Below are 24,992 nucleotides of genomic sequence, written 5' to 3'. Positions count from 1 at the left end.
ACACCTGCACGCGAATCTGCTGGTAGGCGCGGTGGAACTCAACGATCACTGGCCGTATGTGAATACGGCCCATCACTGGCGGCACGCTGATAGTCAACTCCCCCTGCGGCGCGTGATATTCGCCGGACGCCGTACGTTCGACCTCGGCGATCTCCTCGAGAATCCGCCGGCATGATGCAACGTAGGCATGCCCTGGCTCAGTCACTGCCAGCTTGCGGTTGCCGCGCACCAGCAGGCGTACATTCAGGTGTGCTTCGCGCTCCGATATACGGCGGCTGACCGTCGCGAGAGCTGCGGAGTTTGCGGCTGGCGGCGGAGAGACTTCCCATATCTATTGCCGCAAGCAGAATGGTCATTGCCTCGAGTCGATCCACAGCCTTCCACCAACGAGAGGGTACTTCCAGATATTAGCGCCTAGTCGGCAAATTCGGAGAGGCATAGATTAGGCATCGCTGCTGCACTGTAGCCACTCCGCATGGCGCTGGCACTGCTGGTGCGCGGCAATCCGTTCGATCTGATTGTCTGTGCGCGCGACGAAAGCCGGTTGATCTATACGGACGAGCTGCTCGGCACGCCCCTGGCCAATCATGTGAGATTCTTACTCGACAATGGCAACCCCGAGAACGGTTTCGACGCTCGCGAACTGCTGGCTGCTGCCACGCCCGGCGCGCAGGTCGATTGCTGTGGCCCGAATTCGCTGATGGACGCGGAGCGCTCGGCCGCGGACGGCGATTCGAAAGTCGAGCTTCATTTCGAGGCCTTTGGCGCGACGTCGGACTCGCGAGCCAGCGGCGAAGACAACCAGGCGCCGTTCGAGGTGCTCTGTCGCCTCAGCGAGATCACGGTGCTGGTTCCACCCGCACAGTCGATCCTCGATACCTTGCTGGAGGCTGGCGTGGAAGTCGATCACTCGTGCAAGGAGGGCTGGTGCGGCACCTGCCTGACGCGTTGTGTCGAAGGCACGCCGATGCATCGGGACACCTGCTTGTCCGAAGCCGATCGCGCCCGCTACCTGGCCGTCTGCACTGCGCGTTGCAAGGACGGCGGCCAACTGATGCTGGACATCTGAACGAGAATCAACTGGAGTCACAACACATGGCCAAGAACATTACCTGTGCGTTTGGCGTAGACGTCGATGCCGTCGCGGATGGATCGGAACATTCGGTGGCGCCGATTCGCCTCACGACATTTCTCGCGGCGTATTTGCGGGCGAGGTGGGCAGTCTGCGTCTGCTCGACCTGTTCGAGCGCTACAGGCTCAAGACCATCTCCTTATACAGAAGTAGTACCGTCCCCGCAGCGGTGCATGGAGCCTGCGGTCGCGGAAATTTCGAGGTAAGGGGTTGTTAACTTCGCCAGACTCGCGTTTACTCTCGGATTTTGGCGCAGCAATGGGCAACGAGTCGGGGGCATGGGTGGACGAGGAATTTGAGAGTCTGGATCTTGGTGATCCGCGGCGGGATCGGCGCGCCAAGGAATTGCTCAAGCGGTTTGCGGCTCTGCCTACGGCGAGCATTCCCGGCGCATGCGATGACTGGTCCCAAACCATTGGGGCGTATCGGTTTCTCGGCAACGAGCAGATCGATTGGCGGGACGTGATGCAGCCGCATTGGGAGCGCACGGCGGAAAGAGTCGCGCAGTTTCCGGTAGTGCTGTGCATCGCTGATACGACCGAGCTGAACTTCAATGGCCAGGAAACCGAGGGGCTGGGGCCGCTGAGCTACGAAGCCCAGCGAGGCATGTTCTTGCATCCGACCTACGCGGTGACGCCTGACCGTGAACCGCTGGGGGTGATCGATGCCTGGATGTGGGCTCGGGAATCAAAGGACGCCGACGGCAACCGCGGCGGGATCAAGGAAAGCGTACGCTGGACTGAAGGGTATGAACGCGTTGCGGAGCAAGCCGCGCTGTTGCCCCGGACACGGTTGGTGTATGTGACGGACCGCGAGGGTGATATTGCCGAGTTGATGGCGCGCGCCCAGGAACTGGGCCAACCGGCCGACTGGTTGATCCGCAGCCAACACAACCGCAACCTTGCTGAGGGCGGCAAGTTGTGGGATAGCGTCGGCGCCAGCCCGGTACTCGGGGAAATCACCTTTATCTTGCCAGGGCGTGCAGGCCAGAAGGCGCGCGAGGTTCAACAGGAGCTACGCGCACAACGTGTGAAGCTACCCGGCCTGGATGGCCCGACTCTCACCTGTGTAGAGGCCAGGGAGATCGGAGCGCCCGCAGGCGTCAAGCCAGTGGTGTGGCGGCTGTTGACGAACCGAGAAGCACAGGATGCCGATGCGGTCATCGAGCTGGTTGAATGGTATCGGGCCAGGTGGGAGATCGAGATGTACTTCCATGTCCTGAAGACCGGCTGCAAGGTCGAAGCGCTACAGCTATCGCACATGGATCGTGTGGAGCGGGCCTTGGCGTTGTATATGGTGGTGGCGTGGCGCATTGCCCGCCTGATGCGATTGGGCAGAACCTGCCCGGATCTGGATGCGTCCCTGTTCTTTGACGCCGACGAGATTCGGGGAGCATACGTGCTTGCCAAGAAGGCCCGCCCGAAGACACCGGTCACACTCAATCAGATGATTCGGTTGGTTGCTTCCCTGGGTGGGTTCCTTGGGCGGAAGAGCGATGGCGAGCCCGGCGCTAAGACGATCTGGATCGGCATGCAGCGAACCATGGACGCCGCGCTCACCATTCAAGCACTGCGGGAAGAGTCATGACTTCTGTATAGTGCGCCGGGAGACCGGTAAGGAGTAAAGGGTGAAAGTCCCTGACATCGAAGATCTAGCAAATCACGTTGTCCCCGAGTCATGCGCAGCGCACCGCGAGGTGCGTTGCGAAGCGTTGACAGGGGTGCGCATAGGCCAGCCATTGAGCCGCGATAGAAGTCTAATCCCGGGTGCCGACGCAGTTATACATGCGGAAGGCAACACAGTGGGGCGCGCTACCGCGAGCTCCCCATCGGCCCGGCGCGGTCTGAGACCCTGGCATGTACGTACGCTCCTTGCATGGGAACCGGGAGATCTCTCGTCTGGCCAGTCGCAGTACAGGACTGGTCCGTGTCGGGAAGGCGAGGAGCCGTAGCCGATGAAGAACGGACGAGAGAAGTCAGACTCCGCCATAGTAGCAATGAAGCCTGCGAACAAAGCCGGGGAACCGGCTGCGGAGTGGGTGGAGCGAAGGGCGGGGACCAAGGGGAACGCGGGTCAGCCACACACGTGCCGGGCACAGAACCGGGAAAGCGTGCCACAGGGGCTGGACCGTGTACGGCACGCTGCAAGGCAGCGGAAGAAGGAGCGGTTCACCGCGCTCATGCACCACGTCACTGTTGACGCGCTCCGGGAGGCTTTCCTCGCGCTTAAGGCAATGCTGATTAAGTCCTCCGCTTCATGAGGAAGAGCGTTATGTGAGGGATCAAGAGCGCAAAGAGAAGAACATGAAGCAGATGACGTTGGCAGCGGGTGCAGATCAAGGGGCTGGATTCGAGCAATACCGTAAGCCGACGCGACGTGAGGCATTTCTGGCGACGATGGAGACGATCGTGCCGTGGGCGGCGTTGTGCGCGGTGATCGAGCCGTACTATCCGAAGGCCGGCAACGGCCGGCCGCCCATTGGCCTGGAGCGGATGCTGCGCATCCACTTTTTGCAGCACTGGTTCAACCTGGCGGATCTGGCCTGCGAAGAGGCGCTGTATGACAGCGCCAGCCTGCGCCGCTTCGTTGGGATTGACCTGGGTCGTGAACCTGTGCCGGATGCCACCACGCTGCTGAAGTTTCGCCGCCTGTTAGAAAAGCACCAGCTTGCGGAGCGGCTATTCGCTGAGGTAGGCCGGATCCTGCAAGCCAGCGGCGTGAAACTGAAAACCGGCACCATTGTGGATGCCACGATCATCGGTGCCCCCAGTTCGACGAAGAACGAAAAGAAGGCGCGCGACCCCGAGATGCATCAGACCCGGAAAGGACAACAGTGGTTCTTTGGGATGAAGCTGCACATCGGCGTGGACAGCCAGAGTGGGTTGGCCCATTCGGCAGTCGTGACGCCGGCCAATGTCCACGACAAGCATGCGCTACCCCAGTTACTGCATGGGCAGGAACAGCGCGTCTATGGTGATAGTGCCTACGCCAGTCAGCAGGAGCTGATCGCATCGAAAGCTCCCCACGCCAAGGACTTCACCAATCAGCGTACCCGCAAGAACGGCCAGATTGACGAGGTGCAACGCGGGAAGAACCGAAACAAATCGAAGATCCGTGCCCGGGTCGAACATGTCTTTGCCGTGGTCAAGCGCCTGTGGGGTTTCACCAAAGTCCGCTACCGCGGCCTGAAAAAGAATGCCGGCCGGGCCTTCACGGCCCTGGCGCTGGCCAATCTTTACCTGAGCCGAGGACATCTGATGGGAGCAGTCCGCCCATAAAGGGCGAGTGCGGGGCGAGCGCCTCGCCAACACACCCCGTTGGGGGGCGCAGCAAGCCAAAATCTCGTCATCAGAGCCATTTTTCAAAGCGAATAGGCTCCGCGTCGAACCGCTCCACAAAAAATCAGCAGCTTATTCAGCGTAGCCTTAAGCGCAAGGCAGCACCTGGGGTTGACGGTCTGACGTGGCAGGACTATGAGGCAGGATTGGAGGAGCATCTTCAAGCCTTGCACTCGAAAGTTCAGAGCGGAGCGTACCGGGCGCTGCCCGTACGGCGTCGGTACATACCGAAGTCGGACGGCAAGCAGCGTCCGCTGGGGATCGCCGCACTGGAGGACAAAATCGTCCAGCGAGCGGTGGTCGCGGTGCTAAATGCGATCTACGAGGAGGACTTCCTCGGGTTCTCGTACGGCTTCCGGCCCAAGCGCAGCCAGCACGATGCGCTGGATGCGCTGGCGGTGGGGATCACTAGCACCCCGGTGAACTGGATTCTCGACGCCGACATCCGAGGCTTCTTTGACTCGGTAAGCCAGGAATGGCTAATCCGTTTCCTGGAGCACCGGATCGGCGACGAACGCATCATCCGCCTTGTGCGCAAGTGGCTCAAGGCGGGCGTCCTGGAGGATGGAGAATGGAGCGTCAGCGAGACAGGTACGCCTCAAGGGGCAGTGAGTACGCCGCCTACAATGTTGCATATTTTCCAGTCCCTCGTCTGAGTCGTTCGAATTTTCGCTGCTTGAAGCCGGCGGCTGCGGATCGACGCGGAACACAACTACGATTTCATCCTTGTGGATCTCGACACGTTTGACTAGACCCAGAACGATCTTGCGTTTCGTTTCAAGGTCAATCGTATCCAGCCTCTCGGTGACCGCGGTTGCAAATTCCTCAAGCCGGTTGATGACCAGAAACAGCTCGCTTTGCACTGCTCCGTGGCGCCGTGATTCCAGGATCTGCTGTTCAATCTGCACAAGCCGGTTCTTCAACTGCTGCATCTTCGGCTCGAAGTCGGCCTTGTCGATGATGCCGTCCGCGTAGCTGTCAATCAGTCGTGACTTGCCTTTTTCAAGCTGAAGCCGCTGCTTGTCCAGGCTGGTGGTGTCGAAGCCGTTCTTTTCATTTCGCTCCAACACGTCCAGTCGACGTTCGTATTCTCCCCTCAGTCGATCTGGTTGCCTGAGCAACTCCACAACTTGCTGCCATACAAGATCGTCGAGCTTGTCGGTTCGTACCTGCAGATTGTCACAGATGCGTTCGCCGCCGAAACGATAGGCGTCGGTTCCTACGCAGCGGTAATAGGCGTAATCCCGCTGATGTCCTTTGGCTGCGGCTTTGCTAACTTTTTTCGCGTAATAGGCGTAACGGCACTGTCCGCATACAGTCAGCCCCTGCAGCAGGCGCAGCGGCGCATTATCCCGTCTCTGACGTGCACGCTTGCGGTTCTCGGCAAGCTGCTCCTGGACCGTATGAAACAGCGCTTCACTGATGATGGCCGGCACCGGAATTTCGATCCATTGCTGCGGATCCGCGCGTATCGTCGAATACGGTTTCCTGGGCACATCAGCGCTGTGGCGTTGGGCACGTACGCGTACATGCAGATGATCGCGCACCTGCGTTTTGCCGAACGCGGCCCGTCCCATGTAAGCCGGATTGCGCAATATGCCCCACACCACGCTACGATCCCAGAACGGCTTACCCGAAGCCGTCTCGGTACCGGCCTCGGCAAGCCGGCGTACCACTTCTCCGATGCTCAGGCGCTCCAGACCCACCCATTGGAACATCGCTTTTACCGTTGCGGCTTGGGGCAGTTCGATGACGTAGTGGGCCGGCGTCCCGTCGAGCTGCCTGCGGATATAGCGATAGCCGTAAGGCGCCCCAGATAGCACATTGACGTTGCCACGTTTGGCACCGTGAAGCTTGCCACGGCGGTTGCGCTCAGCGATCTTGGCCCGCTCGTATTCCGCAATCATGCCCTGCATCTGCAAGAGCAGTGACTCTTCCGGCGTCGTGCCAATTGCGTGGTTGAGGAACATCACCTGTACGCCGCACGCGGACAACTCTTCCATCAGCAGCGCCTGATGCGCGTACTTGCGTGCCAGCCGGTCTGGCGACAGGATGTACAGCCGATCGATCGTCCCAAGTGCGGCGGCGTCCCGCAGGCGCTCAAGTTGCGGCCTAACCAGCGTTGCACCGCTCACCCCGGCATCAATGAAGCACAGGTCCTCCACAATCTGCGCACCGTCCGCCTGAATCCGCTCCTTCAATGCTGCGATCTGGCTGTCAATCGTTCCGCGTTTGCTTTGTTGCTCAGACGACACGCGCGCGTAAAGCGCGACCATGGCAGCGTTGTTCATCGCTTCCCTCGCTTCATAGCCCGTTGTGCCGCCACTTCGGGCTCGGCATCCGATGGCCTCGCAGTGCTGCGCGCGTCCACTGGACTGAGCCGTTCGTAGGCCTTCTGCAATTGTTCGCCGGAATATCGGTTCGGCTCAAAAGCGAGACGCACTCGCCAGTGCTTGCGTCGTCCCCGTGTCATCGATGCGACTCCCAGTCAGTGGGAGCAACGGCCTCAAGCACGAGAACCGCATCAATGGCAAGACATTCTCTGGACCATGGCGCCAGGCACTCCCTTGATATGCGAAGGCCACATCTTACCCGCGAGTTTGCTATGTTGTTGCCGGGGTTGTATCACCGCTGCTCGCCAATGTATACCTGCACTACGTCTTCGATCTCTGGGCCGAGCAATGGCGACGGCGTGAAGCCAAAGGCAACATCATCATTCTGCGCTATGCAGATGACATCGTTGTGGGCTTTGCGCACGAAACTGACGCACGGCGCTTCTGGGGTGCACTGCGTTCAAGGTTTGAGCAGTTCTCGCTTGCGCTTCACCCGGACAAGACCCGGCTGCTTGAGTTTGGTCGCTTCGCAGCGGCAAACAGGGCACGCCGTGGGCTTGGAAAACCGGAGACCTTCACCTTTCTGGGCTTTATCCACATCTGCGGAAAGTCGCGTCGCGGCGCCTTCTTGCTTCACCGGAAGACGCGCGGCGACCGCATGCGAGAAGCCCTCAGGCGGGTGAAGGAGCAACTACGACGGCGCATGCATGACCCGATCCCTGTCCAGGGACGGTGGCTCAAGCAGGTGGTCAGTGGTTTCCTCGCGTATCACGCGGTGCCTACGAATTCGCGGGCGCTGAGTGCCTTCCGTCACCATATCGTCGATCTCTGGCGGCGCGCGCTCCGGCGACGCAGTCAGAGGGATGGGATGACGTGGGAGCGGATCACGGAGATCGCGGCTGCCTGGCTCCCGAAACCTCGAATCCTTCATCCATGGCCCAGTCAGCGCTTTGCCGTCAATCACCCAAGGTGGGAGCCCAGTGCGTGAATTGCGCACGCTGGGATCTGTGCGGGGGGTGTTCAGTAATGAACATTCCTACCGCGATAGGAAATGGCTCAAGACCACGTGGTTTATTCCCGGGCACTCGATCGAGACGTTTCCCGCGCGAAATGGCAATGGTGGCGGAACGAGGCCACGAAGTAGGCTTGCACGGCTACAAACATGAGAACCCTCTGGCGATGTCGCAGGCGCAGGAAGCCGGTCGTTTATGCCGCCCCCTGGTGGGAATTGAGCCCACATACGCCCGATCTGCTGCTGGAGCGGGGCATCCTCTACGATCACAGCATAATGCATCGTGATCTGTCGTGCTACCGGCTCCGTACCGGCGACCAGTGGACCACCATCGATTACGGGCAGCCGGCTTCTTCCTGGATGAAGCCGATGATCCGTGGTAAGGAGTCGCGCCTGGTCGAGATTCCGGTGAGCTGGTATCTCGATGACCTGCCACCGATGATGTTCATCAAGAAGTCGCCGAACAGCCACGGATTCATGAACCCGCGTGATATCGAGGAACTCTGGCGGGAACAGTTCGACTGGGTCTACGAAAACATGGACGAAGCAGTCTTTACCTTCTGCCTTCATCCCGATGTGGCAGGCCGCCCGCAGGTGCTGCGCATGCTGTCATGGCTTATCGACCATATGCTGCGCCATATGGGCCTGCGCTTCACCACGCTCGAGTCCATTGCGCGCGCGTTCGATGAAATGCCTCCCTTCCAGGCAGAAGCAGTGTAGCGACGCCCCGCTGCGGGAGAGATGACCCCGGGCCCCACCCGTGCACGCCGGGATCTGTGCGCGGGGCCGGGCAACCCGGTATTCTTCCCACGGACCTTTCCGTTCATTCTCCGGAATCCAGAAAAGCCCTGGCCCGCTGCAAGTCGGCAGTGTCGAATCCTTCCGTGAAGGTCCCGAGAATCTCGGCGAGCGCCTGGCGCCATGCCGTCTTGCCAGGTTCTTGCCCAAGCCGTGCAAGGCTCAGCGCAGCGCGTAGTTCAAGTGATTTCGCGCTCAGGATCGACCGCAACCGGCAAGAAGATCATGATCGCCGCTGCGGACAGCATGAAAAAACTCTCGCTGGAACTCGGCGGGAAATCGTGCTGCCTGGTGTTCGACGACGTCGACGCGCAAGCAGTCGCGAAACGGCTCGCGCTGGCCGCCACCGTCATCTCGGGCCAGCAATGCACCGCCGCGCGGCGGGTACTGGTGCACGAAGGCATCGCGCCACAGATGCGCCGGCACCTGACCGAGGCCCTTGCCGCGCTGTGCCTCGGGCCCGGCAGGCTGCACGATATGCAGCCGCTTGGCGGCCCGAGTGACTGATCCGTCCTTGAAGAGTGCGATGAAGTACTGGATCTGCTTTAAATCCATGTGCCAGAGTCGCCTCATTTTTTTATCATTAAAAATGATACTGTGAAATCAATAGATATAAATCAGTGATCTACAAGGCGCCGGGTGCCAGCGCCGGCGATCGGCCTGAGGTGCAAAATCCACCGGGCGCGGCCCTGTAAAGCGAAGATGGCTTCCAAGGTCTCTATTAGCGTTCAGTGCCTTTCGCCTGTCATCGGGTCAAACACGTATATCAGCAACTATGATATTTCGGATCAATAAACAGTATTCGACCTGATGCATCTTCCTGACTAGGCTTGCCTCACATTGAGTGCGGCGGGGCCAGTCTGGACCAGTCTGGCCTGGGCCGCACACCGACGACCCAGGAGTCACGCCATGCCCAGGAAACCCGCCGAAACGACGAACAGCACGCCGCAAGCCGCGCCATTGCCCGAAGGGGCGCTGACCCTGCGCAGCTGGCTGCGCCACCTCGGCAACACGGACCGGCTGGCTGCAATCGACGAGCCGGTGGCACTAGAGCACACCCTCGCAGCCGTCGCCAAGCGGCTCGATGGCGAGCGCGCGGCATTCTTCCGCCGGCCTGGCGGCCATGCCGTTCCGGTCGTGAGCGGGTTCATGTCGCGCCGCGCGTGGATCGCCGAGGCGATGGGCGTGCCCGAGGCCGGCTTGCTCGAGCGCTTGCGCAGCGCCGCCGCGCAGCCTTTGCCGGTGAGCGAGGTGGCCCAGGGCGAGGCCGCATGCCAGCAGGTCATCCACCTGGACAAGGTGGACCTACACAAGCTGTTGCCCATCCCGACCCACAGCGAGCATGACAACGGCCCCTATATCACTGCCGGCCTGGCCATCGCGCGCAACCCGCGCACCGGCGTGCAGAACGTATCGATCCACCGCATCCAGGTGCATGCCGGGGATCGAATGGCCATCCTGCTGCTGCCGCGGCATCTCGATGCGTTCTACCGCGCGGCGGAGGAATGCGGCGAGGCGCTGCCGATTGCAATCGTCATCGGCGTCGATCCCCTCACCATGCTGGCTTCGCAGGCCATCACGCCGATCGACCATGACGAGTTGGAGATCGCCGGGGCATTGCACGGCGCGCCGCTTGCCGTGATCAAGTGCCGCACCAGCGATGTGCGTGTGCCGGCCAATGCCGAGATCGTGATCGAGGGCCGGCTTCTGCCCGGCGAGCGCGAGATGGAAGGGCCCTTTGGCGAGTTTCCGAAGTACTACAGCAGCGCCGAGCCGCGCGAGGTCATCCAGGTCGACGCAGTAACGCACCGTCATCGCCCGATCTATCACACCATCGTGCCGGCGGAGATGGAGCACCTGCTGCTCGGGGCGATTCCGCGCGAGGCGACCTTGCTGGCGCATCTGCAGCGCAGCCATCCCGGGGTGCAGGATGTGCATCTGTCGGTGGGCGGCGTATGCCGGTACCACTTGTATGTAAAGCTCGACAAGAAGCGCGAGGGTGAAGCGAAGAACGTCATTCTCTCGGCGTTTGGCGCGCACTACGACATCAAGCAGGTGGTCGTGGTGGATACCGATGTCGACGTCCACGACCCGGCCGAGGTGGAATGGGCCGTCGCGACGCGCTTCCAGGCAGACCAGGACCTAGTGGTGATCGCCGGGGCGCAGGGCTCGGTGCTCGACCCCTCCACGACCGTCGCGGCCAGCCTCGCCGGCATCGATAATCCCGAGCCGCACCTGCAAGGCATCTGCGCCAAGATGGGGCTGGACGCGACCCGCCCGGTCAAGTACGCGGCGCATGTGTTCACGCGCGTGCGGATTCCCGGCGAGTCAACCATCGATTTACAGGCGCTGGTGTCGGTCGACCCATCGCACTGGGAAGCGTATCTCGGCGATGGAGCTTGATGCCATGGCCAGCCAGAGACGCATCATTGTCGGCATATCCGGCGCCAGCGGCGCGGCCATCGGCGTCAATCTCCTCAAGGCGATGCACAGCCTGGACGGCGTCGAGTCGCACCTCATCGTGTCGGCTTCCGGCATGCTCACCGCGAGCCAGGAACTCGGCATCAAGCGCAGCGAACTCGAGGCGCTTGCCGACGTAGTGCATAACGTGCGCGATATCGGCGCGGCGGTGGCCAGCGGCTCTTTCGTGACCGAGGGCATGGTGGTCGCCCCGTGCTCGATGAAGACACTAGCGTCGGTGGCCAACGGGTTTTCCGACAACCTGCTGACCCGCGCCGCGGACGTGGTGCTCAAGGAGCGGCGGCGCCTGGTGCTGGTGGCGCGCGAAACCCCGCTGAACCTCGCGCACCTGCGCAACATGCTGCACGCCACCGAGATGGGCGCGATCGTGATGCCGCCCGTGCCCGCCTTCTACGCACATCCGACCAGCATCGAGGACGTGGTCAATCACACCGTGGGCCGCATCCTGGACCTGTTCCAGATCGAGCACGACACGCTGGCCAGCCGCTGGTCGGGCCTCGCTCACGACTTTGCCGGCTGACGGCCAGCGCTGCGGACCGGGGCGCTGATTCCGGCCGAACTTTGAATACTGAACAGGCAGGAGACAGACATGAAAACTTGGCTCGCCCATGCCGGGCTCGCTCTGCTGTTGCTGACGGGGCTTGCCCATGCACAAGGCTATCCCACCAAGCCGATCCGCATCGTGGTGCCGTACCCACCCGGCGGTTTCAACGACACGCTGGCCCGCATCGTCGGCAGCAGGCTCACCGCAGCCTGGGGCCAGCCCGTGGTGGTGGACAACAAGCCTGGCGCGGGCACCATCATCGGCACCTCGTTCGTGGCCAAGGCCGCGCCCGATGGCTACACGCTGCTGGTGGTGCAGTTCCCCTTCGGTGCCAATCCCTGGCTCTATAAGTCACTGCCGTACGACACCCTCAAGGACTTCACGCCCGTCATCCTGGCAGGCCAGTCGCCGATGACCCTTGTGGTGACCAACGGATCGCCGATCCGCTCCGTGGACGATCTTGTCAAATCCGCTAAGGGCACGCCCGGCAAGATCAACTACGGCTCGTCGGGCAGCGGCTCGTCCAACCACCTTGCCATGGCGCTGTTCGAGCGCAGTGCCGGCGTCACGCTCGCCCAGGTTCCCTACAAGGGCAGCACGCCCATGCTGACCGATCTGGCCGGCGGGCAGGTCGAAGTGGCCTTCGACGCGTTGCCCCATGTGCTGCCTTTCGTGAAGTCCGGCAAGGTGCGCGCGCTTGCCGTCGCCGACCGGAGCCGCTTTGCGTCGCTTTCCACGGTGCCCACCATGGCCGAGAGCGGCCTGCCCGGCTACGACGCGTCATCCTGGCACGGCATTGTCGCGCCGGCCGGCACGCCCCCGGAGATCGTGCGAAAGCTGAATGCGCAGATCAACGACGCGCTGCGCACGGCGGATGTGCGCAATATCTTCCACGAGCAGGGCGTGCGCCCCGACGGCGGCAGCCCCGCCGACTTCTCTGCGTTTATCGGCAAGGAACTGGCGAAGTGGAAGCAGGTGGTGTGAGCCGCGCAGATGGTGGTATCGGGCGAGATGTCAGTTCCCATCGCGGCGGAATACGGACTCGAGGAAATCGGTGCTGCGATCGTCCATGCCGAGAAGGGCGGAAAAATTCTGCTGAAGGTGGCTAGTTAGAAAAAGGGAAACAGCGGAGGCTCCGCCCTGAATGTCAACGACGGGCGGGGCCGCTATTTGCTCGTAGCAGACATTCGGATGTCCGGCCTGGCGCATCGGCGAGCGTCGCTTATGGCCGACCCCGGTCAACGGAGGGGGAGGGTGGCGATCGTCGTCTGCGCAGCCATTTGTACAGCGCGCCTCGTCAGTGTGATTTCGAGATCAGTGGGTCTGGGGCATATCGGTATGAACGCGATTCGACGGCGTCCAGTTTCTTGAATGGCGCAAGCCGGTTTCGAATGACCGACTCAAGCTAGGCCGCGCAGGCGCGCGTCATGGCGGCCACGCAGGGGCCGATCAAGGCCACGGCATTTGGCGAAAAGACGACGGTTGCTGCCTGGGCTGAGAAGCCTTCGTGGTACATCGTCAGCGAACACGACCGGATGATCCAGCCGGATCTGGAGCGGGCCATGGCGAAGAAGATTGGCGCACGGGTGACGAGTCTCCCGACAAGCCATGTCCCCCAGCAGTCGCGACTCGAGGAAGTGGCAAAGGTCGTTCTCGATGCCGTGCACGCGGTTGAGGCGCGCAGGTAAGAAAAGGAAGTTGCGTCGAATGAGCATCGGCACCCAAATTGCGCACTGAACGACGTGCCTGCCCATCCGATTTGGGAGACTGATGTTGACGGCTCCACGTTAACTGGCGGTGAACGCTGCGTCCTGTCCCAATGGGATTGTCAGGCGGCCGGGTCAAATCCAGAATGAGCCAACGATGTAAGGATGGCGAAGAGATTCAGGAGACCCGATAAGCAGTTGGCACTTGGTATGCGCTGGTTATGCAGCGCGGCTCCGGCACAATCTGAACCCGTTTTCCGTATCCAACCACGCGTTCATCAAATTTGAAGCCGCCGGAGCGAGACGGTTTTTTGAAAGACTAGACGGGGGCACACCCCAACCAGGAGGCACATCACATGCACCCACTTCGTCAGCTCAGGGAATCGAGCGCTCCCACGTATGAGGCGATTGCCGCCATCCTCGCGGAGGACGTCGTCTTCAACAGCCCGCTGCTTGTACGCCCCATTGTTGGGCGCGACGCAGTCGCCCGAACTTTGGTCCAATCCAGCACCACCCGAGGAAGTCCGGGCGAGTACGTCCTCGAGTGCAAGATTGACGCCAACACCACACTGCTGCGCTGGAAAGGCACGATTGACGGTCATCCACTCGAGAGCCTGGAGTTGCTGGTGGACGACGCTAACGGCCTCTTGGTCGAGCGGACCATCGCTTTTCGCCCTTACCCCGCATTGCGCATCTTTCGGGACAGGATGAAGGCAAGCTTGGGCGATAGCCTGGGTGTCGGCATGTGGGACTACGAGCCCGAGGCCTGAGGTTACGATCGCGAATCGGCGTCAGCGTGGCCATGGCGCGGGCGCGGTAAGGGCGTACTGGCAGCGGCGATGCCTTCGAACCCATTGACGCCTCGCGAGCTCAAGACCAGTGGCGCCTCAGCGCTTGTGCGGTACGCGACTGGGCCGCTGCCTTCAATGTGAATTTTTCTTCTCTCGAATTACGGCGTTGATCACGCCATCTCGGTGCGACTCGATACCCGGCGCGCCATGGGTTTATGCCTATCTTGATTGCGACCGCAATTAATCCTAGACTGAGTTGAACGGAATCGTCCTTGAGTCGAGCAAAAGGAAAGTATGAAAGCCATTCAATTGAATGCATTTGGCGAAGCAGATGTGCTCGGCTTCTCTGATGTTGAAGTTCCAGTTCCGCGCGATGACGAGGTTCTGATTGAGGTCGCTGCGGCTGGCGTCAGCTTCGTCGACGTGCGGCAGCGCCTCGGTGTCTACAATCAGGCGGCGACACGTGTTGGGGGCATCTCATTTCCTCACGTTCCAGGCTCACAGGCCGTCGGAAAGGTCGTCGCGCTTGGCCCGACGGCAAACCGGGCCTTGCATGGACGGAAGGTCGTTGCGCACGTCCGGAAAGGGGCTTATGCCGAATACCTGATAGCACCGGGGCCGGACTGCGTCGTGGTCCCCGATGATGCCGACGAAGCGGTGCTGGCCGCTATTCCCATGCAAGGGCTAACCGCCTACTGTCTGCTGACAGCGTCAACGGCGCTCAAAACGGGGGAAAGCATCCTCGTGCATGCGGCCGGCGGCGGGGTCGGCAGCATTGCGGTCCAGATCGCGAAAATCATCGGTGCCGGCCCCGTCATAGCGACCGCGGCAACACCAGAGAAACGTGATTATGCGCTCGCAATGGGCGCAGATTTCGCGATCGACTATGAAAGACCCGACTGGCCCAGTAAGGTACTGCAGGCGACGAGGGGTCGCGGTGTGGATGTGCTGTTGGAGTCAATTGGCGGGGATGTGTTCGAACGAAACTTTGAATGCCTGGCCGACTTCGGACGCTGCGTCATCTTTGGTTCGGCCCGTGGCCCCGGAAAACCTGTCGAACCCCGTCGCTTGATGACCCGATGCCAAAGTCTCGCCGGATTCTACTTGCCGGTGCTCTACGCTGATGTCGAAAGAACGAGTCAAGGCCTCCAGTTCCTGGTTGACCACGTGGTCGCCAGGAACATCAACGTTCGGATCGCTGAAGAGGTCCCGCTCGCCGAAGCAAGTCGCGCACACCGAATGCTCGAAGGCAGGGAGGTGATCGGAGCGGTTGTCCTGAGACCGTAGTCCAAAGCCGTTTCCAGAGTTCGACGAGACCGCATGCTCATGTGCATCAGTCTGGAACGTGGTCTGACACCGAAGCAATAGGGGGACATTCATGGTGTATGTACGACGAGAGCAATCCGACGAGAACCGCGCGGCCTTGCTGGCCACGGCTGGCCGGTTGTTTCGCGAACGAGGTATCGATGGCGTGGGTGTTGCGGAAATCGCGCGCGAAGCCGGGCTGACCCATGGGGCGCTGTATGCGCATTTTCGCTCGAAGGACGATCTGGCGACGGAAGCCTTTTCGCAGGGCCTGGCGCGGAGCCGCGAAGCGTTCCGGGGCGAGGCAACGCGTCGCACGCGCAGCGTGTCGGCATATCTCGACTATTTGCTTTCGCCGCAAAGACGTGACGATCCCGGCATGAGTTGCCCGATGACGGCCTCGGCTAGCGAAATCGGGCGACATGGAAAGGACATCAGCGCGCGCTTCGCCCAAGGGTTTCAGGACAAGGCGAGCGCATTCGAGGCCGTGCTTGACGAAGCTATGCCCGAGGCCGAACGGCGCCGTCTGGCGATGACCATTGTCGCGGCGGAAATCGGGGCAATGGCTGCCGCCCGCGCTGTCGCCAAAAGCGACCCGTCGTTGTCCGATGAAATACTGAAGGCGGTGCATGCCGTACTGGTGAAAGCATCGAAGGGACAGTAAAACGACATTCGATATCTGGCTGCGCCACGTCACCGAGAATGCGCGGATCGTTCCTCGCCGGCTGGCTCGCGAGTTCATCCTCGGCACTGAAGCGCACTAACCAACCGTCATCACAGATACCCCAACTCATGGACAACATCGTGTCACAAGATCTGTCACGCCGCCGCTTCCTTGTATCCGCCGCCGCAGGCGTCGCAGGCCTTGCGCTTGCCGACATGCGCTCGGCCGTGGCAGCGTCCTCGCTCTCCCACCACGCTGCCGAGCAAGGCGCGGCGCCTACGCTTCCCACACTTTCTGAAGTCCTGTCAGGAGATCCTGGCGCAATGAAAATCGTGAACTACGCGAAGTACGTTCACGATCAGGACAGAGTGAACGCGTCCCGAGCCGAACACGTTGCTTATGCAGATGCACTTCGCGAACACGACCGGCTAGTGATGGGGGGGCCGTTGCTCGACGACGACGGGCGGGCCGGCGGTGTCCTGCTCGTTTATCAGGTTGCGTCTGAACAGGAAGCAGAGACGTTAGCGCAAAGAGATCCGTTCGTTCTGCAAGGTGCGATCGCGGACTATCGCCTGGCGGAGTGGGCCGTGCTTAGCAGAAATGTCGACGTCAAGACCCTTGCCGCTTCGCTCGTCACGGCGGATCGGCAAGCTCAGCCCAAGGAACTGCGCGCCTCTGGTGCTACGTCGGTCGCACCGGACGCACGCCCCGCGAGGCTTTATGTCAATTACGCGAAATACGTTTCCGACCACTCGCGCATCGAGCGGGTGAGGCCTGCGCACCGGTCGTATGCGCGGGCGATCAGGGCGAAAGGCGCGCTGATGATTGGTGGTCCTTTCGCAGACGACTCGGGCGCGCTGCTCATTTATCGGGCACAGTCGAAAGACGAGGCGATGGCGCTGGTATTAGAGGACCCGTACCACGCCGAGGGCGTGTACGAAACTTACGCGCTTTCAGAGTGGCGGCTGTTCGGATTGAATGCAGGATTGATCGAGAAACGTTGAAGCGCATACTGACCGGGCCTTGCGTGGATAATGCCCGGTCATAAGGGCGAAAGCGCACCTGGTTCCGCCACGTATCGAGTACGCCGAATGGACCTGAACCTGATCACGCTATTCGTTGAGATTGTGGAGTGCCATGGCCTGGCTGCGGCAGCGCGCAAGCTCGATATGTCGAAGTCAAACATCAGCCAGAGACTCAAGGTTCTCGAGCGCGAAACACGCGCGCAACTTGTTCGACGATCGGCACGCAGTTTCGAGTTGACCGAAGCGGGCCAGGTACTCTATGCCGCCGGACGGCGAACGCTTGATGATCTGGACAACGCCCGCGCATCCATCGACATGCTTGGGCACACGCTGACGGGTCGGATTCGCATCAGCGTACCCACCGGAATTGGCAGGCTGTTCGTCGGGCCGAAGCTACGTGAGTTCGCGCGGATTCACCCCGGAATATCGCTGACGATCACCTTCAATAACAGGGTCGAAGATCTTATCGCTTCCGAAATCGATATCGCGCTTCGCATCGAGCGAACACCGCCTTTGGATTACGTCGCACGTGAAGTTTGCTCCATTGACTGGGTCCTTTGCGCATCCGCGGATTATTTTATGAGACACGGACCGATTAACCATCCTGCAGACCTCGCGTCGCAGGTTTTTATCGGGCTGCCGCCGAGCCAGGAAACGACGATCGAGCTTCGAAATCGAAGTGACGATACAGACGCCCAGCTCATCCATATCCAGCCAACGCTGCAATCGGCAGACTACCCATTTATTCTCGATGCTGTGCTCGAAGGCATGGGAATCGGCATTCTGCCGAAATACGCCATGCGCGGGTCGACCGCCCAAAATCTCCAGCAAGTACTTCCGCAGTACCGGATCGTCGGGCAACTAAACAGCCTGTACATTCTCACGCTGCCCAGCCATTTCCCGTCACCCGCAAAGCGGGCGCTGATAGAGTTTCTTGAAAAGGAATTGAGGGAATACGCTGAGAGCTGGAAATAAGCGCCTCAAATTGCGCCGGTCCCTCAAAATCGCGGTGCGCCAATTCGACACCTCACCACACTTGCTGTGCCGCTGCTGTCAACAAGGAATCACGACAATCTCGCGGCCGCAGGGCGCCACGACAATCGCCCCTTTGAACCATAGGTTCAGTGCGACCACACTACTCGCCACCAGTGCGTGCATGTCCAAAAAGCCACCTGCGCACACCTCATCATGACGCCCAAAGCGGCTGCCCGCGTCACTCCAGGCCGCGTCACGTGCGCACTGGGCGACGTGCCATGCCTCCATTCCTGGTACCTGTGTCGACGGCGTCATGTTCACTACTAGTTAACGCTGCATCCGTTTCCAATGGGATTGTCAGCCGCCGGCGTGAATTCCAGAATGTGTTAACGATGCATGGACGGTGAAGAAACTCAGTCCATGTTCCGCTGACACACCGAGGACCGCCAGATGGAATACCAGACAATCAACCCGGCGACAGGGAAGCTAGTCAAGTCGTTCGACGCTGCGAAGGACCACGAGATCGCGAAGATTATTGTGACGGCTCAGAATGCTTTTGAACTGGATTGGCGACATCGGTCCGTTGCGGATCGTGCGCAGATTATCGCGAAGGCCGCATCCATTCTGCGGGACAAGGCGGAAGAGTACGCGCAGATTATCACGATGGAAATGGGAAAGAGGATTGCCGAAGCCCGCGTCGAAGTGAGGTTATCGGCAAGTATCCTCGATTATTACGCGCAGCACGCGCAAGAATTCCTTGAACCGAAGCAGGTGCCGGAAGTGTCCGGTGCCAAAGTCCATGTTCATCCAGTTGGCATCCTGCTCGGTGTTGAACCTTGGAATTACCCGTACTACCAGATCGCGCGCGTTGCAGCTCCACAGCTCATGGTTGGCAATGTGCTCATCTTGAAGCACGCCGAAAACGTGCCGCAATGTGCGCTGGCTTTTGCCCGACTGTTTGAAGAAGCGGGTGCACCGGTGGGCGTGTACACCAACGTGTTCGCGTCGATCGATCAAGTCGGGACGATCATCGATGATCCACGAGTGCGCGGCGTCACCCTCACGGGCAGTGAAAGAGCCGGCGCCGCGGTTGCTGAGCGGGCTGGGCGCAATCTGAAAAAGGTCGTGCTCGAACTCGGTGGCAACGATGCCATGATCGTCCTGGAGGATGCTCCGCTCGATTGGGCCATCAATACCGCATTAATCGGCCGGACTCTGAATTGCGGACAAGTCTGCGTTGGCTCGAAGCGCATCATTGTCGTGGGAAATCAGCGCGGGAAGGAATTCCTCAGCGGCTTCAAAAAAGCCATGAGCGCGCTACAGGCTGGCGACCCTGCGGACGCGAACACGACGCTTGGGCCGATTTCGTCGGAACGCGCCCTCGATCATCTTCTTGGCCAAATCCAGCGCGCAGTGGATTCCGGCGCAGTGATCGAATGTGGCGGCCATCGCATTGATCGGGAAGGGTTCTATATCGAGCCCACCATTCTTAGCAACATCAACACGAACGCGCCGATCTATCAGGAAGAGTTCTTCGGCCCTGTCGCTTCTTTCTTCGTTGTTGCAGATGAAGAAGAAGCAATTCGGCTCGCAAACGATACGCAATATGGGCTCGGTGGCTCCGTCATGACGGCCGATCCTGAGCGCGGCGAGCAGGTCGCTGCGCGTATCGACAGCGGCATGGTGTTTGTCAATCGACCGTTCTCGACGACGCCTCAGTTGCCATTTGGCGGAATCAAGAACTCTGGATTCGGGCGCGAACTGTCGATGGCCGGATTCGAGGAGTTCGTGAACAAAAAGCTGATCACAACGGACCCGGTTGGCACGCTTCCCACGAAACCGAAGGGAAGCTGACAGGCGGTGGCTCGTTCCTGAGCTATCGATATCGACGCCTTACGCATGTCCCGTCATTTTTCGAAAGAAATTCAGGCGATTTGACATGAGAAGGGCGGCATCTATCAAGTATGGAGACAAAAAATGCCTTTGTGGAATATCTATCATCCAGTCGGCGCCTACACGGCAGAAGACAAAAGGGAGATGGCCAATCGTATCGCCGACATCTACATCATTCCTCGTTTCTACGTGGGTGTTCTGTTCCATGAACAGCCGAAAGACTCCTTCTACATGGGAGGCGAAGCGCGAGGCGATTTTGTCAGGATCCGACTGGACCAGTTCGCCAGGCACATCTCCAAGGACCCCGAGTGGACGGCGTCCTGGCTGCGCAAGGCGAATGCCGCGATTGCACCTTTCGTTCAGGATCGGGGCTACCACTTCGAGTTGCATGTCGGCGAAACACCGCGCGAACTGTGGTTGATCGACAGCATTCACCCACCGCGGCCTGACACGGTAGCCGAGAAGCGATGGAAGCTTGAGAACCGCGCGTCGCCCTATGATCCGAGCGAAGGCTGATCGGGCCAGTTTCGGCTGAAATAGTTCGTACGCCGATACGCAACAGACCGCGGTAGCGGCCGAGCCGCGACCGCGGTCTCTCCCAGCTCTATGGCTGCTCGCCTCGCTCGAGATCGCTTTTTATCAAAGTGGAGACATGATGCGAACCTTCGCGCCTCGCAGCAGATCTCGCTCCATGTCTGGTTCCAGACCACCGCAAGGCACGTCGTTGGCGCGCCACTTACCCAGGCGGCCAAACACACCAGTGGCTCGCCTTTGGATATTTCTGATGCTCAACAAGATTCTGGAAACATGCGAAGCCGCGCTGGAGGACGTCAAGGATGGTGCAACCATCATGATCAGCGGCTTCGGGCGAGCAGGCCTTCCCTTGCAACTGATTGACGCGCTGGTTGCACAGGGTGCACGCGATCTCACCATCATCAGCAACAACTCTGGAAGCGACGATTCGGGATTCGGCGCGCTCATTCGGCAGAAGCGGGTAAGGAAGCTGATTTGCTCGTTTCCGCGGCTCGCCGGCGCAACACTGTTTGACGCGGCATATCGGGCGGGAGAAGTGGACCTTGAAGTCATTCCACAAGGTACGTTGGCGGAACGTATGCGGGCAGCGGGCGCCGGAATCGGCGGATTCTATACCCCAACAGCCTACGGCACCAAGCTCGCGGAAGGAAAAGAATCCCGCAAGCTGGACGGCAAGAACTACGTCTTTGAGTTACCGCTGAAAGCTGATTATGCGTTGGTGAAAGCATATCGCGCAGACCGGTGGGGCAACATGACTTACAGGATGTCCGGTCGCAATTTCGGCCCCGTCATGGCCAGCGCGGCGACGACTGCGATCGCCCAGGTCAGCGAAATAGTTCCACTCGGCACATTGAATCCAGAGGCCATTGTGACCCCGGGAATCTTTGTGGAACGCGTGGTGCAGGTCTCGTAGTGTCCTGCAAATCTGGCGGAAGAATTGAGATGAGATCGCAGAAATGAAAAAGCTTACACGGATAGAAATGGCGCAACGCGTTGCGCGAGACATCCCGGAAGGCGCATACGTCAATCTGGGCATTGGCGTACCGACGCTTGTCGCCAATCATCTGGACCCACACCGGGAAATCATTCTTCACAGCGAAAACGGCATCCTGGGGATGGGACCTGCGCCAGCGCCCGGTGAGGAGGACGATGACCTGATCAACGCAGGAAAGGAGCCGGTCACGCTGCTTCCAGGAGGCGCCTTCTTTCACCATGCCGATTCCTTTTCAATGATCCGCGGCGGACACCTGGACTACTGCGTACTGGGCGCGTTCCAGGTATCGGTCAATGGCGACCTAGCGAACTGGCACACCGGGCAAGGCGACGCCATTCCAGCGGTTGGCGGTGCGATGGATCTTGCGACTGGCGCGAAGGATGTCTACGTGATGATGGAGCATCTGACGAAACAGGGCGTAAGCAAGATCGTCGAAAGATGCTCCTATCCCGTCACCGGGATGGGTTGTGTGAGCCGGATATACACCGACCTGGCGGTTATCGATGTCACGCCTTCAGGCCTGGAGGTCATCGAGATCTTGTCGGACTTAACGTTCGACGCACTCTGCGAATTGACGGGTGTCCAGATGCGCCGAGGGCCAGCCGGATAAGGGTTGCAAGCCCGGTCCATACCCCGGTACGCCGGATGCACGCTGGGGGAGCCTCGCAACAAGCCTTGTCCGTTCAACGCGACAACGCCCGAACCAAATACATGGAGTAAGCATGAGCGAACCAATTGTGATGTGTGAGATTAACGACCGCGTGACCGTGTTGACGATGAATTTTCGTCCCCACAACCTCATGGGTCCAACGATGTACCGTGCGCTGCTCGAGGAATTCGACGTGGCGGTCAAGCGCGGATCCCGCGCAATCCTGTTGCGCAGCGGATTGCGGCATTTCTCGGCGGGCGCCGAAGTGTCGCTGTTTCCGGATCGCATTGCGCGAGAGGGAAAAGGACTGGTCGATCCGCTTGAAATACTGCGTGCGTTCGAGACACTGCCAATTCCGATCGTCGCAGCCGTCAACGGCACCTGCCTCGGTGGCGGCTTCGAAGTGGTGCTCGCCTGCGACTACAGCGTGGTCGCAGAATCCGCCAAGATTGGGTCGGTCGAGGTCGCGCTCGGCCTGCATCCGCTGCTTGGGGGTATCCAGCGCCAGGTAGTGCGCGCGGGCCCGGCACGCGCTAAGGAAATGGCGATGCTTGGGCGTCGCTATGACGCGGCAACGCTGGAACGCTGGGGCCTGATCAACCTCGTGGTGCCTGACGACAAGCTCGACGAGGCTGCGCTGTCGGTCGCTCAGGAACTGGCCGCTGGCCCGACCGTTGCGCATGGCGCTACGAAACAACTTGTGCGCATTGCGCTCGACGACGGCGTTCACGCTGCCGACGAGGCGATGTTCGAACTGCAAAAGCCGATCTGGGCGTCGCAAGACCTCAAGCGCGGGCTTGAAGCCTTTGGCAAGACTGGCCCCGGCACAGCGGAATTTGAAGGGAACTGACATGACTGGACCACTTGAAGGACTCAAGGTTGTTGATTTCTCTCGGGTGTTGGCCGGACCGCTCTGCGCACGCACGCTTGCTGATCTCGGCGCGGACGTGATCAAGATCGAGCCGCCACGTCCAGACGTGTCACGCGCCGCGTACCCGAATCAGGACGGCATGTCGGGTTACTACGCGCAGCAGAACAGCGGTAAGCGCAACATCAGCATCGACTTGAACGTGGGCAACGCGCGCGAGCTTGTGCTGCGTCTTTGCGATGAGGCCGACATCATCGTCGAGAACTTTCGCGCGGGCACGCTCAAATCGTTTGGCCTTAACTATGAGACGCTTAGCCGGCGCAATCCGAAGCTGGTGTACGTGTCTATCACGGGCTACGGGCAGCGCGGGCCGTGGGCGTCGCGCATGGCCTATGCCCCCACGGTGCAAGCTGAAGCCGGCTTCACGCACAACACGATGCGCCATTTCGAGGGTATCGATGCGGGTCGCAAATGGACAGATCCGCTGTCGCACGCCGATGTCTACGCGGGCCTGCAGGCAACCATCGCGGTGCTCGCCGCGGTGCGCAAGCGCGAAGTGACTGGCCGGGGACAGTACATCGACGTCGCGATGGCAGCCGTGATGCTGTCCATCAACGAGCGCGCGCATCTGGATCTCGCGGGTATCGATACCGGTGCGGAGCCAGGCGTGCTCGGCGCGACAGAGGGCCCGCACTTCGTCGGTCCGGGAGGAGAGGCGTTCGTCGCGGCGCAGAGCATCGTCGGCAGTAACACGTTTCCGAACTACCTGCGCGCAATGCGCCGGATGGACCTTGGGCGCGATCCGCGCTTCAGTACCGCTGAGCGGCGTCTGCAGAACTACGGCGCACTACATGCAGTGATCCAAAAATGGATGTTAACGTTCCGCGACCTGAAAACGCTCGACGCGCAGCTCGACGAAGCGAAGATCGCGATCGGCCAGATTCGCTCGCTGAAGGAACTCGCCGAGACCGACTGGGCGAAAGAGTGGGGCGCTGTGCAGGAAGTGCCTGACCGCCGAGGTGGTTCGTACCTAATCCACGGCTATCCCTGGCGGTTTTCAGACGACGAGCTCGGCCCGCGCAGCGCGCCGGCGTTTCGCGGTGAGCACAACGAACAGGTGTTCCGCAGCGTAGGCCTGTCAGAGAGCGAAGTGCGCGCAGCCGTCGAGGCGGGCGTCCTCGTCGGCGGCCTTCCGGACTCGGTGAAGAGCCTGCCGTCGGTGGAAGTGCGCGACGTCGTCGGATCGGATCAAGAAGTCGCGGCCTCCATCGAAGCGGATTGATCGGGCCAACGCCTTTGCAGGTTGAGAGAACGCGCGAGTAGCGATACGCGCGACAAACAGGAGACTTCCATGAAAAAAGCAAGTCGTACGTTAATCGGGATTGTGGTTGGCGTTGCGGCGTCGGCGACGTTGCCGATTTCAGGTCACGCGGCCGATGAGGTCCAACCGCAGATTCGCGATTTCGCGATGAAGCACGTGATCATTGAAACGAAGAAGAAGTATGCCGACGTATGCGGGTTCATCGAGGGCAAATTGGGCCGCCTGGACCAGCCGATGCGCGACATGCTGCAGAACGAACAGACCGAGCAACTCCGCGAATCGGCTAGGCGAATCATCAGGAACTACGGCCTGTCCATTCACTACATTGCCTACCATGGCAAGGTGCTTGCGCTGAACGGTCCGGCGGAAAACCTGAAGGCCTACTACATTGGCGACATCCTGTCTGCATCCACGATGACGCGCGAGGTGCGCGCAGCGGGCCTGTATGCGCCACTGCGTGCGGTCGTATATCAGAACGCGTCGGGCGGCACGACCATCGAATACGATCAGCCCTCTTCACTGTTCGGGCAGTTCCACAATCCCACCACCGATGCAATGGGCGTGAGTCTGGATGAGCGGATGGGCAAGCTCATGCACGACGCGGCTAGCTGACTTTTCCCGCTTCACCG

The 24,992-nt window shown here is 60.5% G+C and carries 18 protein-coding genes and 10 pseudogenes; 25 read left to right on the top strand and 3 right to left on the bottom strand.

Annotated features, from left to right (window positions below; translation table 11 throughout):
- Positions 1-22 precede the first annotated feature (22 nt).
- Positions 23-374: pseudogene (locus KB879_RS40575) on the bottom strand (LysR family transcriptional regulator); the annotation flags it as partial.
- Positions 375-475: 101 nt separating this feature from the next.
- Here KB879_RS40575 and KB879_RS33800 point away from each other — a divergent pair.
- From KB879_RS33800 to KB879_RS33780, 6 genes and pseudogenes are all read left to right on the top strand, one after another.
- Complete coding sequence (locus tag KB879_RS33800; protein WP_211983895.1) at positions 476-1,069, top strand: flavin reductase family protein; 594 nt, start codon at positions 476-478, stop codon at positions 1,067-1,069.
- Positions 1,070-1,095: 26 nt separating this feature from the next.
- Positions 1,096-1,265: pseudogene (locus tag KB879_RS33795) on the top strand (polysaccharide deacetylase); the annotation flags it as partial.
- A gap of 170 nt (positions 1,266-1,435) precedes the next feature.
- Positions 1,436-2,719, top strand: coding sequence for an IS4 family transposase (locus tag KB879_RS33790; RefSeq protein ID WP_249221529.1), 1,284 nt, complete (start codon positions 1,436-1,438; stop codon positions 2,717-2,719).
- Positions 2,720-3,086: 367 nt separating this feature from the next.
- A pseudogene (locus KB879_RS39755) lies at positions 3,087-3,362 on the top strand (group II intron reverse transcriptase/maturase); the annotation flags it as partial.
- Positions 3,363-3,435: 73 nt separating this feature from the next.
- Positions 3,436-4,410, top strand: a complete 975-nt coding sequence (locus KB879_RS33785; protein ID WP_116386451.1) for an IS5 family transposase — start codon at positions 3,436-3,438, stop codon at positions 4,408-4,410.
- A gap of 143 nt (positions 4,411-4,553) precedes the next feature.
- Positions 4,554-5,090: pseudogene (locus KB879_RS33780) on the top strand (reverse transcriptase domain-containing protein); the annotation flags it as partial.
- Between the two features lie 567 nt (positions 5,091-5,657).
- Here KB879_RS33780 and KB879_RS39750 read toward each other — a convergent pair.
- Positions 5,658-6,746, bottom strand: a pseudogene (locus KB879_RS39750) (recombinase family protein); the annotation flags it as partial.
- A gap of 343 nt (positions 6,747-7,089) precedes the next feature.
- Here KB879_RS39750 and KB879_RS33770 point away from each other — a divergent pair.
- The 3 pseudogenes from KB879_RS33770 to KB879_RS33760 form a co-directional block, all read left to right on the top strand.
- Positions 7,090-7,791, top strand: a pseudogene (locus tag KB879_RS33770) (reverse transcriptase domain-containing protein); the annotation flags it as partial.
- A gap of 10 nt (positions 7,792-7,801) precedes the next feature.
- Positions 7,802-8,535 (top strand): annotated as a pseudogene (locus tag KB879_RS33765) (polysaccharide deacetylase family protein).
- A 255-nt stretch (positions 8,536-8,790) separates the two neighbouring features.
- Positions 8,791-9,078 (top strand): annotated as a pseudogene (locus tag KB879_RS33760) (aldehyde dehydrogenase family protein); the annotation flags it as partial.
- Here the strand turns inward: KB879_RS33760 and KB879_RS33755 are convergent.
- Positions 9,076-9,168, bottom strand: a pseudogene (locus tag KB879_RS33755) (LysR family transcriptional regulator); the annotation flags it as partial. The pseudogenes KB879_RS33760 and KB879_RS33755 overlap by 3 nt on opposite strands.
- A 354-nt stretch (positions 9,169-9,522) precedes the next feature.
- On the opposite strand from KB879_RS33755, the gene KB879_RS33750 reads away from it, so the two are divergent.
- From KB879_RS33750 to KB879_RS33675, 16 genes and pseudogenes are all read left to right on the top strand, one after another.
- Positions 9,523-11,016, top strand: coding sequence for a UbiD family decarboxylase (locus KB879_RS33750; RefSeq protein WP_211983893.1), 1,494 nt, complete (start codon positions 9,523-9,525; stop codon positions 11,014-11,016).
- Positions 11,017-11,020: 4 nt separating this feature from the next.
- A complete protein-coding gene (locus KB879_RS33745; RefSeq protein WP_211983891.1) occupies positions 11,021-11,614 on the top strand; it encodes a UbiX family flavin prenyltransferase in 594 nt (197 codons plus the stop codon).
- A 69-nt stretch (positions 11,615-11,683) separates the two neighbouring features.
- Positions 11,684-12,622: a tripartite tricarboxylate transporter substrate binding protein gene (locus KB879_RS33740; RefSeq protein ID WP_211983889.1), complete on the top strand. Its 939-nt coding sequence runs from the start codon at positions 11,684-11,686 to the stop codon at positions 12,620-12,622.
- A 425-nt stretch (positions 12,623-13,047) separates the two neighbouring features.
- Positions 13,048-13,326: pseudogene (locus tag KB879_RS33735) on the top strand (alpha/beta fold hydrolase); the annotation flags it as partial.
- A gap of 374 nt (positions 13,327-13,700) precedes the next feature.
- A complete protein-coding gene (locus KB879_RS33730; protein ID WP_211983885.1) occupies positions 13,701-14,114 on the top strand; it encodes a hypothetical protein in 414 nt (137 codons plus the stop codon).
- Between the two features lie 315 nt (positions 14,115-14,429).
- Entirely contained in the window at positions 14,430-15,422 is a 993-nt protein-coding gene (locus KB879_RS33725) for a zinc-binding dehydrogenase (RefSeq protein ID WP_211983883.1), read from the top strand.
- A gap of 91 nt (positions 15,423-15,513) precedes the next feature.
- A complete protein-coding gene (locus tag KB879_RS33720) occupies positions 15,514-16,104 on the top strand; it encodes a TetR/AcrR family transcriptional regulator (RefSeq protein WP_371827469.1) in 591 nt (196 codons plus the stop codon).
- Positions 16,105-16,232: 128 nt separating this feature from the next.
- Entirely contained in the window at positions 16,233-17,108 is an 876-nt protein-coding gene (locus KB879_RS33715) for a YciI family protein (protein ID WP_211983881.1), read from the top strand.
- An 87-nt stretch (positions 17,109-17,195) separates the two neighbouring features.
- Complete coding sequence (locus KB879_RS33710) at positions 17,196-18,104, top strand: LysR family transcriptional regulator (RefSeq protein ID WP_211983880.1); 909 nt, start codon at positions 17,196-17,198, stop codon at positions 18,102-18,104.
- A 450-nt stretch (positions 18,105-18,554) separates the two neighbouring features.
- Positions 18,555-19,958: an NAD-dependent succinate-semialdehyde dehydrogenase gene (locus KB879_RS33705; protein WP_211983879.1), complete on the top strand. Its 1,404-nt coding sequence runs from the start codon at positions 18,555-18,557 to the stop codon at positions 19,956-19,958.
- A gap of 123 nt (positions 19,959-20,081) precedes the next feature.
- The gene (locus tag KB879_RS33700) at positions 20,082-20,513 is read left to right on the top strand and encodes a tautomerase family protein (protein WP_211983878.1); all 432 of its coding nucleotides are present in this window, start codon (positions 20,082-20,084) and stop codon (positions 20,511-20,513) included.
- Between the two features lie 268 nt (positions 20,514-20,781).
- A complete protein-coding gene (locus KB879_RS33695) occupies positions 20,782-21,444 on the top strand; it encodes a 3-oxoacid CoA-transferase subunit A (protein WP_211983877.1) in 663 nt (220 codons plus the stop codon).
- A 43-nt stretch (positions 21,445-21,487) separates the two neighbouring features.
- Complete coding sequence (locus tag KB879_RS33690; RefSeq protein ID WP_211983876.1) at positions 21,488-22,135, top strand: 3-oxoacid CoA-transferase subunit B; 648 nt, start codon at positions 21,488-21,490, stop codon at positions 22,133-22,135.
- Between the two features lie 112 nt (positions 22,136-22,247).
- Positions 22,248-23,024: an enoyl-CoA hydratase/isomerase family protein gene (locus tag KB879_RS33685; RefSeq protein WP_211983874.1), complete on the top strand. Its 777-nt coding sequence runs from the start codon at positions 22,248-22,250 to the stop codon at positions 23,022-23,024.
- A 1-nt stretch (position 23,025) separates the two neighbouring features.
- Positions 23,026-24,324: a CaiB/BaiF CoA-transferase family protein gene (locus KB879_RS33680; RefSeq protein ID WP_211983872.1), complete on the top strand. Its 1,299-nt coding sequence runs from the start codon at positions 23,026-23,028 to the stop codon at positions 24,322-24,324.
- 69 nt (positions 24,325-24,393) lie between these two features.
- Positions 24,394-24,975 (top strand): DUF302 domain-containing protein, encoded by a 582-nt coding sequence (locus tag KB879_RS33675; RefSeq protein WP_249221500.1) that lies wholly within the window; start codon positions 24,394-24,396, stop codon positions 24,973-24,975.
- The last annotated feature ends 17 nt before the right edge of the window (positions 24,976-24,992 follow it).

It is taken from the genome of Cupriavidus sp. KK10, assembly GCF_018223725.1.
Taxonomy (GTDB): domain Bacteria; phylum Pseudomonadota; class Gammaproteobacteria; order Burkholderiales; family Burkholderiaceae; genus Cupriavidus; species Cupriavidus necator.
Note: the sequence above shows the minus strand (reverse complement) of the source record. Positions and strands in the feature narration are given on the sequence as shown.

Coding starts and splice junctions, on each gene's coding strand:
- KB879_RS33800 (WP_211983895.1), top strand. CDS start 476: ATGGCGCTGGCACTGCTGGTGCGCGGCAATCCGTTCGATCTGATTGTC.
- KB879_RS33785 (WP_116386451.1), top strand. CDS start 3,436: ATGAAGCAGATGACGTTGGCAGCGGGTGCAGATCAAGGGGCTGGATTC.
- KB879_RS33750 (WP_211983893.1), top strand. CDS start 9,523: ATGCCCAGGAAACCCGCCGAAACGACGAACAGCACGCCGCAAGCCGCG.
- KB879_RS33745 (WP_211983891.1), top strand. CDS start 11,021: ATGGCCAGCCAGAGACGCATCATTGTCGGCATATCCGGCGCCAGCGGC.
- KB879_RS33740 (WP_211983889.1), top strand. CDS start 11,684: ATGAAAACTTGGCTCGCCCATGCCGGGCTCGCTCTGCTGTTGCTGACG.
- KB879_RS33730 (WP_211983885.1), top strand. CDS start 13,701: ATGCACCCACTTCGTCAGCTCAGGGAATCGAGCGCTCCCACGTATGAG.
- KB879_RS33725 (WP_211983883.1), top strand. CDS start 14,430: ATGAAAGCCATTCAATTGAATGCATTTGGCGAAGCAGATGTGCTCGGC.
- KB879_RS33720 (WP_371827469.1), top strand. CDS start 15,514: ATGGTGTATGTACGACGAGAGCAATCCGACGAGAACCGCGCGGCCTTG.
- KB879_RS33715 (WP_211983881.1), top strand. CDS start 16,233: ATGGACAACATCGTGTCACAAGATCTGTCACGCCGCCGCTTCCTTGTA.
- KB879_RS33710 (WP_211983880.1), top strand. CDS start 17,196: ATGGACCTGAACCTGATCACGCTATTCGTTGAGATTGTGGAGTGCCAT.
- KB879_RS33705 (WP_211983879.1), top strand. CDS start 18,555: ATGGAATACCAGACAATCAACCCGGCGACAGGGAAGCTAGTCAAGTCG.
- KB879_RS33700 (WP_211983878.1), top strand. CDS start 20,082: ATGCCTTTGTGGAATATCTATCATCCAGTCGGCGCCTACACGGCAGAA.
- KB879_RS33695 (WP_211983877.1), top strand. CDS start 20,782: ATGCTCAACAAGATTCTGGAAACATGCGAAGCCGCGCTGGAGGACGTC.
- KB879_RS33690 (WP_211983876.1), top strand. CDS start 21,488: ATGAAAAAGCTTACACGGATAGAAATGGCGCAACGCGTTGCGCGAGAC.
- KB879_RS33685 (WP_211983874.1), top strand. CDS start 22,248: ATGAGCGAACCAATTGTGATGTGTGAGATTAACGACCGCGTGACCGTG.
- KB879_RS33680 (WP_211983872.1), top strand. CDS start 23,026: ATGACTGGACCACTTGAAGGACTCAAGGTTGTTGATTTCTCTCGGGTG.
- KB879_RS33675 (WP_249221500.1), top strand. CDS start 24,394: ATGAAAAAAGCAAGTCGTACGTTAATCGGGATTGTGGTTGGCGTTGCG.